Source organism: Rhodococcus sp. USK10, assembly GCF_019378875.1.
In the GTDB taxonomy this organism is placed as follows: Bacteria; Actinomycetota; Actinomycetes; order Mycobacteriales; family Mycobacteriaceae; genus Rhodococcus_F; species Rhodococcus_F pseudokoreensis.
Window position 1 is genome coordinate 1,140,710 of record NZ_CP076048.1, and the last position, 16,141, is coordinate 1,156,850.

Annotated in this window: 15 protein-coding genes; 5 read left to right on the plus strand and 10 right to left on the minus strand. The window is 69.3% G+C overall.

Annotation, left to right across the window (positions count from 1 at the left end):
• Positions 1 to 10: 10 nt before the first annotated feature.
• A complete protein-coding gene (locus I1A62_RS12155; RefSeq protein ID WP_219458785.1) occupies positions 11 to 1,615 on the plus strand; it encodes an alpha-(1->6)-mannopyranosyltransferase A in 1,605 nt (534 codons plus the stop codon).
• Positions 1,616 to 1,622: 7 nt separating this feature from the next.
• A complete protein-coding gene (locus I1A62_RS12160) occupies positions 1,623 to 2,555 on the plus strand; it encodes a phytoene/squalene synthase family protein (RefSeq protein WP_124389949.1) in 933 nt (310 codons plus the stop codon).
• Positions 2,556 to 2,562: 7 nt separating this feature from the next.
• Here the strand turns inward: I1A62_RS12160 and I1A62_RS12165 are convergent, their stop codons facing one another.
• Positions 2,563 to 2,931 carry an Rv2175c family DNA-binding protein gene (locus tag I1A62_RS12165; protein WP_087556228.1) on the minus strand — a complete coding sequence of 123 codons (369 nt, stop codon included), beginning with the start codon at positions 2,929 to 2,931 and terminating at the stop codon, positions 2,563 to 2,565.
• A gap of 110 nt (positions 2,932 to 3,041) precedes the next feature.
• Between I1A62_RS12165 and pknB the strand changes: the two genes are divergently transcribed.
• On the plus strand, positions 3,042 to 5,060 hold the full coding sequence (pknB, locus tag I1A62_RS12170) for a Stk1 family PASTA domain-containing Ser/Thr kinase (protein ID WP_257890792.1): 2,019 nt from the start codon (positions 3,042 to 3,044) through the stop codon (positions 5,058 to 5,060).
• 40 nt (positions 5,061 to 5,100) lie between these two features.
• On the opposite strand, the gene I1A62_RS12175 is transcribed toward pknB, so the two are convergent.
• Both I1A62_RS12175 and I1A62_RS12180 read right to left on the minus strand, forming a co-directional pair.
• On the minus strand, positions 5,101 to 6,486 hold the full coding sequence (locus tag I1A62_RS12175; protein ID WP_124389946.1) for a class II 3-deoxy-7-phosphoheptulonate synthase: 1,386 nt from the start codon (positions 6,484 to 6,486) through the stop codon (positions 5,101 to 5,103).
• A 42-nt stretch (positions 6,487 to 6,528) separates the two neighbouring features.
• Positions 6,529 to 7,020: a polyadenylate-specific 3'-exoribonuclease AS gene (locus I1A62_RS12180; protein WP_124389945.1), complete on the minus strand. Its 492-nt coding sequence runs from the start codon at positions 7,018 to 7,020 to the stop codon at positions 6,529 to 6,531.
• A 67-nt stretch (positions 7,021 to 7,087) separates the two neighbouring features.
• On the opposite strand from I1A62_RS12180, the gene I1A62_RS12185 reads away from it, so the two are divergent.
• A complete protein-coding gene (locus I1A62_RS12185; protein ID WP_257890793.1) occupies positions 7,088 to 8,410 on the plus strand; it encodes a glycosyltransferase 87 family protein in 1,323 nt (440 codons plus the stop codon).
• A 13-nt stretch (positions 8,411 to 8,423) separates the two neighbouring features.
• Here I1A62_RS12185 and I1A62_RS12190 read toward each other — a convergent pair whose 3' ends face one another.
• The 6 genes from I1A62_RS12190 to I1A62_RS12215 form a co-directional block, all read right to left on the minus strand.
• A complete protein-coding gene (locus tag I1A62_RS12190) occupies positions 8,424 to 9,188 on the minus strand; it encodes a 1-acyl-sn-glycerol-3-phosphate acyltransferase (protein WP_206010817.1) in 765 nt (254 codons plus the stop codon).
• A 130-nt stretch (positions 9,189 to 9,318) separates the two neighbouring features.
• Positions 9,319 to 10,332 (minus strand): ROK family protein, encoded by a 1,014-nt coding sequence (locus tag I1A62_RS12195; RefSeq protein ID WP_219458788.1) that lies wholly within the window; start codon positions 10,330 to 10,332, stop codon positions 9,319 to 9,321.
• A gap of 52 nt (positions 10,333 to 10,384) precedes the next feature.
• Complete coding sequence (locus I1A62_RS12200; RefSeq protein WP_124389942.1) at positions 10,385 to 10,783, minus strand: hypothetical protein; 399 nt, start codon at positions 10,781 to 10,783, stop codon at positions 10,385 to 10,387.
• Positions 10,780 to 12,021 carry an ArsA family ATPase gene (locus tag I1A62_RS12205; RefSeq protein ID WP_219461187.1) on the minus strand — a complete coding sequence of 414 codons (1,242 nt, stop codon included), beginning with the start codon at positions 12,019 to 12,021 and terminating at the stop codon, positions 10,780 to 10,782. The genes I1A62_RS12200 and I1A62_RS12205 overlap by 4 nt, the downstream gene beginning before the upstream one ends.
• Complete coding sequence (locus I1A62_RS12210) at positions 12,018 to 12,455, minus strand: SRPBCC family protein (RefSeq protein ID WP_124389940.1); 438 nt, start codon at positions 12,453 to 12,455, stop codon at positions 12,018 to 12,020. Before I1A62_RS12210 ends, I1A62_RS12205 begins: the two co-directional genes overlap by 4 nt.
• Positions 12,456 to 12,606: 151 nt before the next feature.
• The gene (locus tag I1A62_RS12215; protein ID WP_219458789.1) at positions 12,607 to 12,981 is read right to left on the minus strand and encodes a polyketide cyclase / dehydrase and lipid transport; all 375 of its coding nucleotides are present in this window, start codon (positions 12,979 to 12,981) and stop codon (positions 12,607 to 12,609) included.
• Positions 12,982 to 13,140: 159 nt separating this feature from the next.
• Between I1A62_RS12215 and I1A62_RS12220 the strand changes: the two genes are divergently transcribed.
• Positions 13,141 to 14,952 (plus strand): long-chain fatty acid--CoA ligase, encoded by a 1,812-nt coding sequence (locus I1A62_RS12220; RefSeq protein WP_124389938.1) that lies wholly within the window; start codon positions 13,141 to 13,143, stop codon positions 14,950 to 14,952.
• Positions 14,953 to 15,011: 59 nt separating this feature from the next.
• Here I1A62_RS12220 and I1A62_RS12225 read toward each other — a convergent pair whose 3' ends face one another.
• Positions 15,012 to 16,139: a glycosyltransferase family 4 protein gene (locus I1A62_RS12225; protein WP_219458790.1), complete on the minus strand. Its 1,128-nt coding sequence runs from the start codon at positions 16,137 to 16,139 to the stop codon at positions 15,012 to 15,014.
• Positions 16,140 to 16,141: the final 2 nt, after the last annotated feature.

A 16,141-nucleotide genomic window follows, 5' to 3' on the forward strand; every position in this document is an offset into this window, starting at 1 on the left:
ATCTGCACTCATGACGTCCTCTGCCCGGCAGGCGACCGTCGCTGCTGCGACGACCACGCCGCAGCGGTCGTGGCCCCAGACCACGGCCGACTTCCTCCGCAGCCCGGAGGGGCACGCCGCACTTCTCGGTTTCGTGGGCGCCGTGATGATCACGTTCGGCGGGTTCGGTGCGGGCAGCGTCCGCCGCGAGGACCCCTTGCTCGAGGCGATGCACCTGTCGTGGCTCCGGTTTGGTCACGGGCAGATCCTGTCGACCGTCATCGTCTGGGTGGGTGTCGTCGCGATGATCACGGCGTGGGTGCGGCTGGGCCGCGCCACGCTCGGGGGCGACGTCACGCTCCGGCAGTTGCGGATGGTCGTGCCGGTGTGGACGGCGCCGCTGCTGCTGGCCGTGCCGATGTTCAGCCGGGACGCGTACTCCTACCTGGCGCAGGGCGCGCTGCTGCGTGACGGGTTCGACCCCTACGCCGTCGGTCCGGTGGTCAACCCCGGAATCCTTCTCGACAACGTCAGCAACGTGTGGACGACCACCACCGCGCCGTACGGTCCGCTGTTCCTGCTGCTCAGTCAGGGCATCACCGCGATCACCGGCGACAACGTCATCGCCGGGACGATGCTGCTGCGCGTGACGATGCTGCCCGGGCTCGCGCTGATGGTCTGGGGCGTTCCGCATCTCGCGCGGCACCTCGGTGGTAGTCCGGCCATCGCGCTGTGGCTCGCCGTGCTCAATCCGCTGGTCCTCGTCCACCTCATCGGTGGTGTCCACAACGAACTTCTGATGGTCGGCCTGATGATCGCCGGCATCGCACTCGTTCTCGAACGCCGCCATCTGGCCGGCATCGCGCTCGTCGCGGTGGCTGTCGCGATCAAGGCGACCGCGGGCGCCGCGCTCCCCTTCATGGTGTGGATCTGGATGCTGCACGAGAAGGAGAAGGCCGAGGCCGAGGGGCGGACACCCGCGTCGCCGCTCGCGTCGTTCGCGAAGACCGCGGGCGCAGGATTCGCCGTGTTCGTGTTCGTCTTCGCCGCCGCCTCCGCCGTCGCCGGTGTCGGACTCGGCTGGATGACGGCGCTGTCCGGTTCGAACAAGATCATCAACTGGTTGTCGCTGCCGACGATCCTCGCCCACTTCGTGACGGTCGGAACCTCGTGGTTCGCGGATCTGCGGCTGGGCGAGGTTTTGGCCGTCACCCGCCCGATCTGCGCGGTGGCCCTCGTCGTGATCGTGCTGGCGGCCTGGTGGCGGTACCGGAAGACCGAGCGGGATGCGATCCTCGGGATCCTGATCGTGCTGGTCGCGATCGTGATCCTGTCGCCGGCCGCGCTGCCCTGGTACTACTCGTGGCCGATCGCCATCGCGGCCGGCTTTGCGTTGGCGACGCGGACGTTGATGATTCTCGTCGGGTTGTCCACCTGGTTGATGCTGGTCTTCCAGCCGGACGGGTCGATCGGTCTCTACACGTTGGCGCACGTGGTGCTCGCGACGTTCGCCGCGGTCGTGGCGGCGGTGTCGCTGCGCACGGTCGACCCGCTGCGGCTGCGCGCACCGCGGCCCGTCGGGGAAGAGCGCACCGCCGACCTCGCTGGTGCGGCGGCGTCGCCCGGCCTCGAATGACCGGTCGATGACCGCGCTGGCCGACAGTTACCGGTACTGCGGCGCGGTGACGGCGGAGCACGGACGCACCTATCACCTGGCCACCCGCCTGCTTCCCGAGCGTCGGAGGGCCGCCGTGCACGCCCTCTACGGGTTCGCCCGCACGGTCGACGACCTGGTGGACGCCGATCCCGGCCGGACGGCCGGGGAGTGCGCCGCCCAACTCGACCGGATCGAAACCGTGTTGCGACTCGGCTTCACCGGCCGGAACGCCGGTGCGTCCGCGTGCTCGCCGGAGATGCGGCAGGTCCTTCCCGCGTTCCTCGACACCGTGGCGGGTTTCGCCATCCCCCACGACTACTTCTTCGCGTTCCTGAACTCCATGCGGATGGATGTTCCGGGTACCGCGGAACATCGGGCCGAATACGGCACTCTCGCCGAACTCCGCACGTACATGTACGGGTCGGCCGTCGTGATCGGTTTGCAGATGCTGCCCGTCCTCGGCACCACCGGGCCCGGCGCCGAACCGCATGCCGCGGCCCTCGGGGAAGCGTTCCAGCTGACCAATTTCCTCCGCGACGTCGGCGAGGACCTCGATCGGGGCCGGGTCTATCTCCCGGCCGAGGAACTGGCCGCGTTCGGGGTCGACACCGCACTTCTCGTGCACAGCCGCCGCCGCGGCGCGACGGATCAGCGGATCGTGCGGGCGCTCGCCCACCTGATCGCGGTCACCCGGTCGGTGTACCGCGACGCGGAACCGGGAATCGCGATGCTGGATCGACGCGTCCAACCCGGCATCCGGACGGCGTTCGTGCTGTACTCGCGCATTCTCGACGAGATCGAGCGTGGGGGGTACCGGGTCCTGGACCGTCGCGCCACCGTTCCGCGGCGGAACCGGTGGGCGACGGCGCTGCCTCAGTTCGCCCGGCTCGCGGTGCCCGCCCGCGGCCGGGTGCGGTGACCGGCGGTCAGAATCCCATGGCCTGAGCGCGGCGGATCACTTCGCGGGCGAGGTCGCCGTGCAGGGCCTGGACGGGCGTGCCCGGGAGGCTGTCGTCCTCACGGAACAGCCACAGCAGGATTTCCTCGTCCTTGAATCCGCCGTCGTGCAGCACCGCGATGAGTCCGGGCAGCCATTTGACGGTCTCGCCGGTCTCGTCGAAGAAGAGTTCGGGGACACCGAGGACGCCGTCGCGTCGCACGGCGATCAACTGCTGATCCCGAAGAAGCTGCTGCACGCGGGTGACGGCCACACCGAGGTTCTTCGCAACGTCCACCAACTGGAGGAGCGAGACGGAAGGGTCCAGGACATCGTCACAGTAAGGGATGGCACTCACTCCCCTAACGTTATCTGGTCGGCTCCGGCGTGGCGCTACCGGTCGGTGTCGCTGGCTACGATTGAGAGGCGCGTGGCCGGGCTGCGCGCACTGACGGGGGAACGGACACTGTGCACGATGGAGGTCAACGTTTGATCGGCGAGCTGCTCGACCGGCGCTATCGGGTGGATGCCACGATCGCGCGTGGCGGCATGTCCACCGTCTACAGGGGGCTCGACACGCGTCTCGACCGTCCGGTGGCCATCAAGGTGATGGATCCGCAGTTCGCGGCCGATCCGGCGTTCGTGACCCGCTTCGAGTTCGAGGCCCGCTCGGTCGCGCGACTCAAGCACCCCTCGCTCGTTGCGGTGTACGACCAGGGACACGACCGCGACCACGCATTCCTGGTGATGGAACTCGTGGACGGCGGAACGCTGCGCGAACTCCTGAGGGAACGCGGGCCGATGCCGCCGCACGCGGTGGCCGCAGTGGTAGGGCCGGTTCTCGACGCGCTCGCCGTCGCCCACCGGGCCGGTCTCGTGCACCGCGACATCAAGCCCGAGAACATCCTGATCTCCGACGGCGGCGAGGTGAAGATCGCCGATTTCGGTCTCGTGCGGGCCGCCGCCGCGTCGAACACCACGTCGAACAGTGTGATTCTGGGCACGGCGGCGTATCTGTCGCCGGAACAGGTGACCTCGGGGATCGCCGACACCCGCAGCGACGTCTACTCCACCGGGGTCCTGCTGTTCGAACTCCTCACCGGACGGACCCCGTTCACCGGGGACACGTCGCTCTCCGTGGCCTATCAGCGGATCAACCAGGACGTCCCGCGGCCGGGTTCGTACATCGCGGGTGTCCCGCCCGAGTTCGACGAACTCGTCGCGGAGGCCACGCACCGGGAGCCGTCGCACCGCTTCGCCAACGCCGAGCAGATGGGTTCGGCGTTGCGCGGCATCGCGGCGGCGCTCGACCTGCCCGCGTACCGGGTGCCCGCTCCGCGACGCTCCGCGCAGCACCTGAGCGCCGCGGCCGCCGCGAGCGCCCCGCCGCTGGGCGCGCCGCCGGGTCCCGTCGCACCGCCGACGGTGCACCTCCCGCCCGCCGCGCCGCTGTCCCCGCCCAGCCCGCTGCCCGCGCAGCCCGGCGTGCAGCACACGAGGGTCGTCACTGCCCAGACTCCACGGCCACCTCTGGACGAACCGCCGTTCGCGGTGGACGACGAACCAGACGACGGCTACCACTACCCCGACTTCGCCGCCGAACGGCAGCGGTCGCGCCGGACCACGATCGTGTGGCTGCTCGTGATCCTGATGCTCGCCCTCGCGGTGGGTTTCGGTGGCTGGTGGATGGGTTCGGGCCGGTTCACCGCGGTCCCGACCACCGACGGCCTCGATCGGGGTGCGGCGGTGACGGCGATCGAAGCGGCCGGTCTGTCGACGGAGATCCGAGGGCAGTATTCGGACACCGCGGCGCTCGACACGGTGCTGGGCACCGATCCGACGGGCGGTTCGCGGATCTCCCGGGACGGCACGGTGGCCCTGCTCGTCTCCCTGGGCAGGCCGACGGTCCCGCCGCTGCCCGCGGGCGGCGAACGCGCGGGGATCGAGCAGGAACTGCGGAACCGCACGTTCACCCCGGTGGACGGTGGTCAGGCGTTCAGCGCGAAGGTCCCGATCGGTGCGGTGGCCGCACTCGACCCGGCACCGGGCACGGAACTCGCGACCGGTTCCACGGTCAAACTGATCGTCAGCAAAGGCGCACCGCCGGTGGACGTTCCCGACGTGAAAGGCATGTCGGAGGCCGAGGCACGCGCGTCACTCGAGGCGGTCGGAATCGTCGTGCAGGACACCACGACCGACTTCGACCGGAACGTCGCCGCCGGGGACGCGATCGCCACCAGCCCGAAGGCGGGCACCACTGTCAATGCGGGCACCAGCGTGACGTTGAGTGTGTCGAACGCGGTGCGGGTGCCGTCCATGCTGGGGCGGACCGTCGGATCCGCGCGTGACGAACTGAGCCGTCTCGGACTCGACGTGAAGGTGCGTCAGGTGACCGACACCGACAGGTCTCTGGTCATCGGCCAGAACCCGGGCAACGGCGATCTGGTGAAACCCGGGAGCACGGTCACCCTGGTCTCACTGCCCTGACCCCGCGGGAGCAGGGCAGTGAGGGTCTCTGTGCGGGCGATCAGCCGCGCAGCATCTCCGCGACGAGGAATGCCAGTTCCAGCGACTGCTGAGTGTTGAGGCGGGGGTCGCACGCCGTCTCGTAGCGACCCGACAGGTCGAGGTCGGAGATGTCCTGCGCGCCGCCGAGGCATTCGGTGACGTTCTCACCGGTGAGTTCGACGTGGATGCCGCCCGGGTAGGTGCCGAGGCCGTTGTGGACCTCGAAGAATCCCTGGACCTCGTCGACGATGCGGTCGAAGTGGCGGGTCTTGTAGCCGGTGGACGCCTCGTGTGTGTTGCCGTGCATCGGGTCGCACTGCCAGATCACCTGGTGACCGGTGGCCTGTACCTTCTCGATGATGGGCGGCAGCAGGTCGCGGACCTTGTTGTTGCCCATGCGCGAGATCAGGGTGAGCCGGCCCGGCTTGTTGGTGGGGTCGAGACGTTCGACGTATTCGATCGCCATCTCCGGGGTGGTGCTCGGACCGATCTTCAGGCCGATCGGGTTCGACACGAGTTCGGCGAACGCGATGTGCGCTCCGTCGAGCTGACGGGTGCGGTCGCCGATCCACAGGAAGTGGGCGGACAGGTCGTACAGCTTGGCGTGGTCGTCGTCGTTGTCGAGGCGCAGCATGGCGCGCTCGTAGTCGAGGACGAGCGCCTCGTGGCTGGCGAAGATCTGCGCGTGGTGCAGGCTGGGATCGGTGACACCGCAGGCGTTCATGAACTGCAGCCCGCGGTCGATCTCTGCGGCGAGAGCCTCGTACCGGGCTCCGGCCGGCGACGAAGACACGAATTCGCGGTTCCAGTCGTGCACCTTGTGCAGGTCGGCCATGCCCGCGCCGGTGAGCGCGCGGACCAGGTTCATCGCGGCGCTGGCGTTCGCATACGCCCGCACGAGCCGCGACGGGTCGTGGGCGCGCACGGCCTCGTCGGCGACGAGGGAGTTGATCATGTCGCCGCGGTACGACTGCAGGCCCAGGGCGTCGACGTTCGACGACCGCGGCTTCGCGTACTGACCGGCGATGCGCGCGACCTTGACGACGGGCAGGCTCGCTCCGTACGTCAGGACGACGGCCATCTGCAGCAGGGTGCGGATGTTGCCCTTGATGTGCGGTTCGGTGTTGTCCGCGAACGTCTCGGCGCAGTCACCGCCCTGGAGCAGGAACGCCTCGCCGCGCGCGACCTGGGCCAGCTTCTCCTGCAGGGCCACGACCTCGCTGGCCACCGTGATCGGGGGCACGCTCTCGAGGACGGTCCGCATCGCAGCGGCCTGGCCTTCGGGCCATTGCGGCTGCTGGGCAGCGGGCTTGGCCAGCGCTGCATCGAGGCGCTCACGCATCTCGGTGGGCAGCGGCGGGAGTTCGGGCAAGCGGTCGATCGGCACGTCGACAGTCCAGTTCACCAATACAGGATATTCGCTCGACCGGAGCAATGGCGAGTCAGGTCACCGGAGTGACCGCGCCACCCGAACTGCCTCGAACTTCGCCAAGTTGTGCCGGGCGTCGGCGAGTGCGTCGTGAGCGTCGCCCGGTGCAGGTGGGAGCGCCGGGCTGCCGTGCTCCTCCCAGTACTGGCGGAGCTCGCGCGTGTACCGGGGCAGCGTCTGCGGCAGCTCCGTCATGTCGCCCCACAGCTGGCAGAGGGCGACGTGGTCGTAGGCGGCCACCCACGCCCACAGTTCGGGGACGATGCCGGGCCGCGGAATCAGGAACGCGTAGAGGTCGTCGCGAATGCGGGCGCGACTCTTCCAGAGGGGCGACGACGGCTGTGGCAGCTTCGGCAGGACGTTCCTGCGGACCCACTTGCCCGCGCGGTCGGGATCGAACTCGGTGGACACCGCGTAGAATTCACGTCCGTCCTCCGCGACCACCCCGATCGACACCAGGTCGATCGTGCGACCATCCTCGATGAACTCGCAGTCGTAGAAGTAACGCACGCCCGCAAACTATGCCTCACCCGTCGGCGTCATCCGGATCCACCCCTACCTCGTGAAGGAGGCCTCGGTGAGCGCACGCTCCGACGGTCGACAGTCCGCCGCCCCTGTCGCGGACCCGCTCGACCGACCGCGGGTGCCCGTGCATCTCCGCGTCGGCGGTCTCGTGATCCGCGTCCTCGTGCTCGCCGGGCTCACTGTCGGATTCGCCTACAACCTGCTCGGACTCCCCGGACTACGGGCCTTCGGCTTCTACTACCGGCTCGATCTCGACGTCTACCGGCTCGGCGGTTCGGTGTTCCTGCACGGCCCGACGCTGTACGGGTCGATGCCTGCCACCCAGATGGGCAACTTCCTGCCGTTCACGTACCCGCCGCTGGCCGCAGTGGTGTTCAGTCCGCTGTCGACGGTGTCGCTGGCGACGGCCGGGACCGTCGTGACGGTGTTGTCGCTGATCGCCCTGTTCGGCGTGCTCGTCGTCACGCTCGACTCGCTGGGCATCGCGCCCCGCAGCACACTCGTGTGGACGGCCCTCGGAGCGCTCGCGGTGGCGATGGCCCTCGAACCCGTCTCGTCGACCCTGGACTACGGGCAGATCAACATCCTGCTGATGCTGCTGGTCGCGGCGGACTGCCTGCCGAAGAAGACGCCGTGGCCCCGCGGACTGCTGATCGGTCTCGCGGCGGCGGTGAAGCTGACACCGGCCGTCTTCATCCTGTATTTCCTGGTGCGCAAGGACTTTCGCTCCGCCGTCGTCACCGCGGTCAGCTTCCTCGCGTTCAGCGCGGTGGGCGCGATCGCGACGTGGAACGATTCCGTCACCTATTGGACGCAGACGCTGTTCGATTCCGATCGGATCGGCACACCGGCGTATCCCGCGAATCAGAGCATCACCGGTGTGCTCGCCCGGCTCGGCCTGAGCGACGGGATGCGGACCCCGATCTGGCTGCTGCTCAGCGTCGTGGTTCTCGCACTGGTGATCGTCGCGATGGCGCGGGCGCTGCGGGCCGGCGAGACGGCTGTCGCGCTGGGACTCAACTCCGTCCTCGGACTGCTCGTCTCACCCGTGTCCTGGTCGCATCACTGGGTGTGGTCGGTGCCGGTCGTCCTCGTGCTCGGCATCCTCGCCTACCGGCGCCGAAGTGCCGCCCTCGCGGTCACGGCCGCCGTCGGCGTCGTCGTCGTCAAGCTCGCCGCGCACTGGAAGCTCGGGGTGGGACGCTGGAGCGGAACCCACTGGAATCTGTGGGATCAGTTCCTGGCGTCGTCGTACGTGTGGTGGGGGCTCGCCGTGGTGCTGGTCGCGATCTTCGCGTTCCGCACCCGCACCACGCAGCCCGACGAGGACGATCGGTCGGAGAACTCCGACGATCTGACCGTCCCCGTCGGCTGAGGGGTCGCGGCGGTCAGCTCGCCCGGGTGTCCGGCAGTCGTGTGACGGTGCTCGCATCGCTCGCCGGTGCCACGCCGGCCACCGGCGCGGAGCCGTCCGCGGCGAGGGCCTTCTTCTTCAACGAGGCCGCGTAGATGTCGACGTATTCCTGACCCGACAGCTTCATCAGCTTGTACATGACCTCGTCGGTGACAGCGCGCTCGACGAACCGGTTGCCACCCATCCCCTCGAACCGCGAGAAGTCGATGGGCTCGCCGACACGGATGGTGACCTTCGCGGGACGCCACACGCGGGAGCCGATCGGGTTGACCTTCTCCGTTCCGATCATCGCGACCGGGATGACCTTCACACCGGACTCGAGCGCCATGCGCGCCAGACCCGTCTTGCCCTTGTACAGGCGGCCGTCGGGCGACCGGGTGCCCTCCGGGTAGATGCCGAGCAGCTTGCCCTGCGAGAGGACGCGCAGTCCGGCGTTCAGTGCGTCCTGCGCGGCGTCTGCGCCTGTCCGGTCGATCGGCACCTGGCCGACCACCGAGAAGAACCAGCGCTGGAACGCGCCCTTGAGTCCCGTCCCGGTGAAATACTCGCTCTTGGCGAGAAAAGTGATCCTCCGCGGCACACGCAGCGGCAGGAAGAACGAATCCAGCACGGCCTGATGGTTACTCGCCAGGATGGCGCCGCCCTCCGCCGGAATGTTCTCCGTACCCTCCACGGTCGGTCTGCCCAACCCCCAGAGAACCGGCCCCAAAAACACGTACTTGAAGAGCCAGTACCACATGGCGTCCCTCCCGTTCACAACCCAAGCTTCGTTCGGCTCGACTCTACTTCGGGTGGGTGAGGGTCGCTACACACGGCGGGGAGGCCCGCACAACATCACACTCTGCGGGTTTACAGAGGTAGGCCGGGCGTCAACCCACCCGATCGGGCAGGACCGCGCGCGCGAGTTCGGCCGCCCCGATCATGCCCGCTGCCTCCCCCAGCTGGGTCGGTCGGATCCGGGCCAGCGGCCGGTGCCCGGCGCCCGTCGTCAGCGCCGCGTAGTGCTCGCGGGCCTCGTCGATGAACAGTGCGGAGGAACTCGCGACGCCGCCGGCGATCACGACGAGATCCGGGTCGTACACGTCACCGATGAGAGCCAGGCCGACCCCGAGCCACCGGGCGAAGTCCCGCATCGTCTCCAGGGCGAGCGGGTCGCCGTCCTGTGCGGCGCCTGCGATCCGCCTGCCCGTCAGCACCCCGGGATCGACGGCCACCTCTCGCGCGAGGACGGTCGACGTTGCCGGATCCGCGGCGAGACGTTCGATCGCGGTGTCGACGAGCGCCGTCCCGCTGCAGTACCGCTCCCAGCACCCGTGCTTGCCGCACGCGCAGGCGCGACCGCCAGGCACGACCTGGATGTGCCCGAGTTCGGGTGCGACGCCGTGGCTGCCGCGGTACAGCCGGCCGTCCGCGAGGAGTGCCGCCCCGATGCCCGTGCCGATCGCGAGCATCACCACGTTCCGGCCGCCGGCGGCCGCACCGAACCGGTGCTCGGCCCACGCCGCGGCGTTCACGTCGTGCTCGAGGATCACGGGCAGACCGAGGCGCTCCCCCAGATCCCGGCCGACGGGCGCCCCGACCCACGGCAGGTGCGGCGCGAACCGCACCGTCGTGCGGTCGGGGGTGATGAACCCGGCGACCGCCAGCCCCACCGCGGCGACGTCGTGCCGCGCCGACAGTTCCCGCACCGCCCGGTCCAGGCCGTTCTCCAGGGCCGTCGCCGACGCCGGGGTCGGCGACTGGAGCGAGTCGAGCACCTCGCCGTCCGAGTCGACCACCGACGCACGGATGCTCGTTCCACCCACGTCGATGCCGATGGTCAGCGCCGAGGCGGGGGTGCGATCGCTGCCCGTGCCTGTGCTCATGAAGATGATTGTGCCCATGCCGGATCGCCGACGTGCACGAGTCCGCCGATCCCGCCTGCGGCAGGCGCCGTCAGCGCTTGAACGTGATGGTGATCGGTTCGAACGCCGGACCGCCGTCGGGTTCAGTGTTCGAACCGCCGTCGCCCGGACCCGGTTCCGGAGCACCGGGGCCCGAAGGGTCGTGATCGGTGTGCTCGTCGAGGATCTGCCGCAGCACGGCGATGAGCACGGACGCCTGGCCGGCGAGCAGGGTCACGAGGTCGTGCTGTTCGCCGCGGATCAGGGCCGCGAGCGCGCACACCGGGCACCACGTGCATCCCGACCACTGGCCGGTGCCGGCAGGCTCTCCCGCCGCGTCCGCCGGGGGGTGCGGCGCCGCAGCGCGCTGGAGGATCGGCTCGAGACGGTCCAGGGCGGTCTCGGCCAGCGCCCGCAGTTCCGCCAGCAACTGCGCATGGTCGTCGTTCATACCGGCCACACCTGAGGGTCGGGCGTGAAGCGGACGACCAGATCGCTTCCGTCGAGTTCTGCGCCCGCGACGACGCACCGGCGCAGGACCGAGGCGAGACGCACCCGGCGGCGCACCCCTTCCGCTCCCACGACCAGGTCGTCCTCCACTCGACCCAATGTCAGGGTCGACGGGTTCACGAGCGGCAGATACATCCGCATCGTGTACACAGAATCCACACCGGCCCCCGATTCCAGCCCCACCCGCACCGCAGGCGGGTTCTTCCCCAACACCGCAACCGCGTCCGTGTCGTCGGCATACAACTCCCGGGCGATACCGCCGAGATCGGCCCACCCTACCGGCTCCGTCACCGACCGGGTGACCGAGAGGATCACCGTGGTGCCCGCGGAGGCGGTGAGCTCGGCGAGCACCCGCTGCTGCAGGGCACGCCGCCTGATCAACCATGCCACACCGGGATCGTCATGTCCTGCCGGCGAATCGAAGTGCGGCAGAAGATTGTTCACGAGGATCGCGTCGATGCGCAGACCGGACAGCGCGGCCACCGCGACGGTGCGCCGGGTCTCCGTCAGCACCACCCGCTCCGGTGTCGTCACCAGTCGCACAGTGGTTTTCGTGCGGTTCGCGAGCAGCTCCCGGACCTCGCCGACCGCGGACACGACCTGTTCGATCAACGACACCAGCATGACGAGCCGGGGGTCCGAACCCAGCAACGCGGCGATCCGGCGGTGCTGCGGCCACACCCGTTCGAGGTACTCCAGAGTCATCGCCGGCGCGGCCAATGTCCGGAGGCAATCCGCGGTGGGCGGGCAGTCGACCACGACGGCGTCGTAGTCACCCTCGGTGGCGAACCGGACGATCTCGCCCAGCCCGAGCACGTCCTGCACTCCGGGAAGCCCGGTCAGCTCCTCCGGTTCGAGCGCCGACAACTGGGCTCCGTGGTCGTGCGTGCCTGCGGCCGCGAGAACCGCTGCCAGGCTGCGGAATCTGTTCTCGAGCAACGTGAGGGTGTCGAGTTCGAGGACGTCGAGGGTGTCGGTCACGGACACGACGTCGCGGGCAGCGGCGATGCCGACCACGTCGGCGAGGGAGTGCGCCTGGTCGAGCGAGACGAGGAGCGTCCGGTTGCCGGACTCGGCCGCCGCCTGTGCCGTCGCGGCCGCGAGCGTCGTCTTGCCGACGCCCCCCTTCCCCACGAAGAACTGGACCCGCGCAGGTCCTGCACGGCCCTCGCTGCTCAGCCTTCCACCCGCTTCTTGAGTTCCTTGAGCGCGGTGTCGGTGATCGCCTTCTCCGCCTTGCGCTTGAACAGGCCGATCATCGGAATGGTGAGGTCGACGGTGAGCTCGTACGTGACGGTGGTGCCGCCGTCCGGCTCGTCCTCGAGGACGTACGAACCGAACTGCGACTTCTGGATCTCACCGGACTCGAGTTCCCAGCTGACCGACTTGCCGTCGGGCGCCCAGTCGTAACGGAGAACGTACGTGTCCTTGACCATGCCCGCGTCGAGCACGAAACGCACCCGGTCGGCGCGGCCGTTCGTCCCGGGTTCCATGACCTCGACGGATTTCGCGGCCGCCACCCACGCGGGGTATGCGTCGAAGTCGGCGATCACATCCATCACCCGGGCGGGCGGCGCCTCGATACTGATCGACCTCTTGGTCCTCTCGGGCATGGAGTGAACGCTTCCTTTCGCCTGGCCGACCCGCTCTCGATCGCGGGGCCACGCCGTTACCGGTTCCGTATGTCTGTGTGGTGCCCGACTATCACACACGATTCCGGCGCCCGGACACAATGCCGACCCCGCCGCGACGGCCGGAACGGGTTCAGGACGGCGGTTCTCCCGCTGCGCGACCGGCCTCGAGTTCCTTCTTCACCTCGAAAGACATCACCTTGCCCTCGACCCGTCGGCGGCGGTTGAGGGCGGCCCGATCCGGGGCGGCCTCGCTGCGCGCCGGTTCTGCGTGGAGGAAGTAGTGCACGATCGCTCCGTCCAGCACCGGCTCGAGCCACACTTCCATCGTCCCGGTGAGGGGTCCGGCCACGGTCCAGCGGATGCCCTTCTCGGCGCGGTCCTCGCGGACGGCGAGGGTGAGATCGGGCCACCACCGGCGCCAGCGGGCGGGCTGCGCGATCGCCGCCGCGACCTGCTGCGGTGGGGCCGCGATGAACGTCTGATCTGCGACCTGAATGCTGCTCACGGCGACAAGCTTCACATATGGCCATCCGATGGGTTCCGCGGTGCCCCGCGAGCAGGCCTCTGACCACCCGTGTTCGGCCAGGAGGCGGAGCCGGCGGGGGAAGGTCTAAAGTTGGGAACGCAATCCTACTCGTCAGTATTTTCAGTGTCGGAGGTTTTCGTGCCCGAGTTCAGCGCGCCACAGTCGTTCACGATCGCGGAGGACGCGTCCGCGGTCGACTCGGTGTTCGCCCATGCCGCGGCCCACCCGACGCTGGTCGTGTACAAGCGCAAGATCGACGGACGGTGGGCCGACGTCACGGCCGCCGAGTTCGCCGCGCAGGTCACCGCGGTGGCCAAGGGACTCATCGCCATCGGCGTCCAGCAGGGCGACCGGGTGGCCCTGATGTCAGCCACCCGGTACGAGTGGCCGCTGCTCGACTTCGCGATCTGGGCGGCGGGCGGCGTCACCGTCCCGATCTACGAGACGTCCTCCGCCGAGCAGGTCCGCTGGATTCTCGAGGACTCCGCCGCGATCGACCTCGTCGTCGAGAACGCGGCGCACGCCGCCACGGTCAAGTCCGTGGCCGCCGAGGCCACCGCGCTCCGCGGCGTCTACCGGATCGAGGCGTCGGAAAATGATCGCGGCGTCGTCGCGGAACTGACCGAACGGGGCACCGGCGTTCCCGACTCCGAGGTCCGGACCCGCGTCGCCGCGCTGAAGTCCAGTGATCCGGCCACCCTCATCTACACGTCCGGCACCACCGGCAGGCCCAAGGGCTGCCAGCTCACCCACGCCAACCTCATCGCCGAGTCGAAGGGCATCCTCGATTCCAGCCTCGGCACCCTCCTGAAGACGCCCGGCGTCAGCACCCTCATGTTCCTGCCGATGGCGCACGTCCTGGCGCGTGCCGTCAGCATCGCCTCGTTCGACGCCGGCGCCGCACTCGGACACACCAGCGACATCCCGAACCTCGTGCCCACGTTCGGTGAGTTCCGTCCCGACTTCATCCTGTCGGTGCCGCGGGTGTTCGAGAAGGTATACAACAGCGCCCGCGCCAAGGCCCACGGCGAGGGCAAGGGCAAGATCTTCGACGCCGCCGCCGAGACGGCCATCGCGTGGAGCGAGGCGCAGGACAACGGCGGCCCGGGGCTGGTCCTCAAAGCCAAGCACGCACTGTTCGACAAGCTGGTGTTTTCGAAGCTGCGGGCCGCGCTCGGCGGCAAGTGCCAGCTGGCGATCTCCGGCGGCGCCCCGCTCGGTGCGCGCCTCGGACACTTCTTCCGCGGCATCGGCATCACCATCTACGAGGGCTACGGCCTCACCGAGACGTCCGCGGCGTTCGCCGTCAACACGATCGGCGAGCAGAAGGTCGGGTCGGTCGGCAAACCCCTCGCAGGCAATTCCGTTCGCATCGCCGAGGACGGCGAGATCCTGTTGTCGGGGCCGGTCGTCTTCGGTGGCTACTGGCGCAACGAGAACGCGACCGCCGACGCGATCGAGAACGGCTGGTTCCACACCGGCGACCTCGGGTCGGTCGACGCGGACGGCTACATCACCATCACCGGCCGCAAGAAGGAGATCATCGTCACAGCGGGCGGCAAGAACGTCTCCCCCGCCCAGCTCGAGGATCACCTGCGCGCCCACCCGCTGATCAGCCAGGCCATCCTCGTCGGCGACCAGCAGCCGTTCATCGGCGCGCTCATCACCATCGACGCCGACGCACTGCCCGCGTGGAACGAGCGCAACGGCAAGCCCGCGGGTACGACGGTCGCGGATCTGCTCGCCGACGCCGACCTCACGGCCGAGATCGACGAGGCCGTCGCCGAGGCCAACAAGCTCGTGTCGCACGCGGAGGCCATCAAGAAGTTCCGGGTCCTGCCCGTCGACTTCACGGAGGAAACCGGGGAGCTCACGCCGACGATGAAGCTCAAGCGCAACGTGGTGCACGACAGCTTCGCCGACGACATCGCCGCCCTCTACGCCAAATAGTGCCTGCGGCTCGTGAGTACTTGTCAACCGCCCGCGGTTAATAAGTACTCACGGGGCGGTCACGCCAGGAGGGACTGCAGCTTCGCGGCGAGCACGTCCCATCGCCACTGCGCCTTGACCCAGTCGCGGCCGGCGGCGCCCATCGCCGCCGCCCGGTCGCGATCGGACAGCACCGCGATCACCGATCGCGCGACCTCGGCCACCGACGTGCCGTCCACGACCATCCCGGTTTCGTTCTGCCGCACCGTTTCCGGGGCGCCGCCGGACTGTCCGGCGATGACCGGGACCCCGGAGGCCGACGCCTCGAGGAAGACGATGCCGAGGCCCTCGACGTCGAGTCCCGCGCCCCGCGTGCGGCAGGGCATCGCGAACACGTCGGCGATCGTGTGGTGCGCCGCCAGCTCCGTGGACGGCACCGTTCCCGTGAACACGACGTGGTCCTCGACGCCGGCCGAGCGCGCCAGGGAGCGCAGGCGGTCCTCGTAGGGGCCGCCGCCGACGATCACGAGGACGGCGCCGTCGACGTGTTCGCGGATGCCCGGGAGCGCCCTGATGAGGATGTCCTGACCCTTGCGCGGCACGAGCCGGGACAGGCACAGGATCGTCGGACGGTCACCCAGCCCGTACCGGGCACGCAGTTCGGACCGCGCCCCGCTGTCCGGGGTGAACAGGTCGGTGTCGACTCCGGGCGGGAGGTGCTCGAGTGCCGCACCGGCGCCGAATGCGGATGCGAATCGGCCGCGGGTGTAGCGGCTGACGTACGTGACGACGTCGGTGTCGTCGCCGATCCGACCGAGGGCCTGGCGGGCGGCGGGGAGCATCGACCAGCCGACCTCGTGCCCGTGGGTGCTCGCGACCACCCGTTCCGCTCCGGCGCGGCGCAGCGTCGAACTCAGCAGTGCGAGCGGGGCCGCTGCGCCGAACCAGACGCCGGTGCAGTCGTGTTCGGCGAGCAGCCTGGTGGCGCGGCGCGCGACGAACGGTGTCGGCACCATCAGGGTGGTGGGGTGCCGGACGACCTGAAACGGTTGCCGCGCATCGAACTTGATGTGCGAGTCGCCGCGCCAGCGCGGGGCGTAGACGACCAGGTCGTCGGCGGGCAGGTGCTTGGCGAAGGTGTGCAGGTACGACTGAATTCCGCCGGGTCGTGGCGGAAAATCGTTCGTCACCAACAGTGTTCGGCGCATGT

Coding starts and splice junctions, on each gene's coding strand:
- I1A62_RS12155 (WP_219458785.1), top strand. CDS start 11: ATGACGTCCTCTGCCCGGCAGGCGACCGTCGCTGCTGCGACGACCACG.
- I1A62_RS12160 (WP_124389949.1), top strand. CDS start 1,623: ATGACCGCGCTGGCCGACAGTTACCGGTACTGCGGCGCGGTGACGGCG.
- I1A62_RS12190 (WP_206010817.1), bottom strand. CDS start 9,188: ATGTGGTACTGGCTCTTCAAGTACGTGTTTTTGGGGCCGGTTCTCTGG.
- I1A62_RS12195 (WP_219458788.1), bottom strand. CDS start 10,332: ATGGGCACAATCATCTTCATGAGCACAGGCACGGGCAGCGATCGCACC.
- I1A62_RS12200 (WP_124389942.1), bottom strand. CDS start 10,783: ATGAACGACGACCATGCGCAGTTGCTGGCGGAACTGCGGGCGCTGGCC.
- I1A62_RS12210 (WP_124389940.1), bottom strand. CDS start 12,455: ATGCCCGAGAGGACCAAGAGGTCGATCAGTATCGAGGCGCCGCCCGCC.
- I1A62_RS12225 (WP_219458790.1), bottom strand. CDS start 16,139: ATGCGCCGAACACTGTTGGTGACGAACGATTTTCCGCCACGACCCGGC.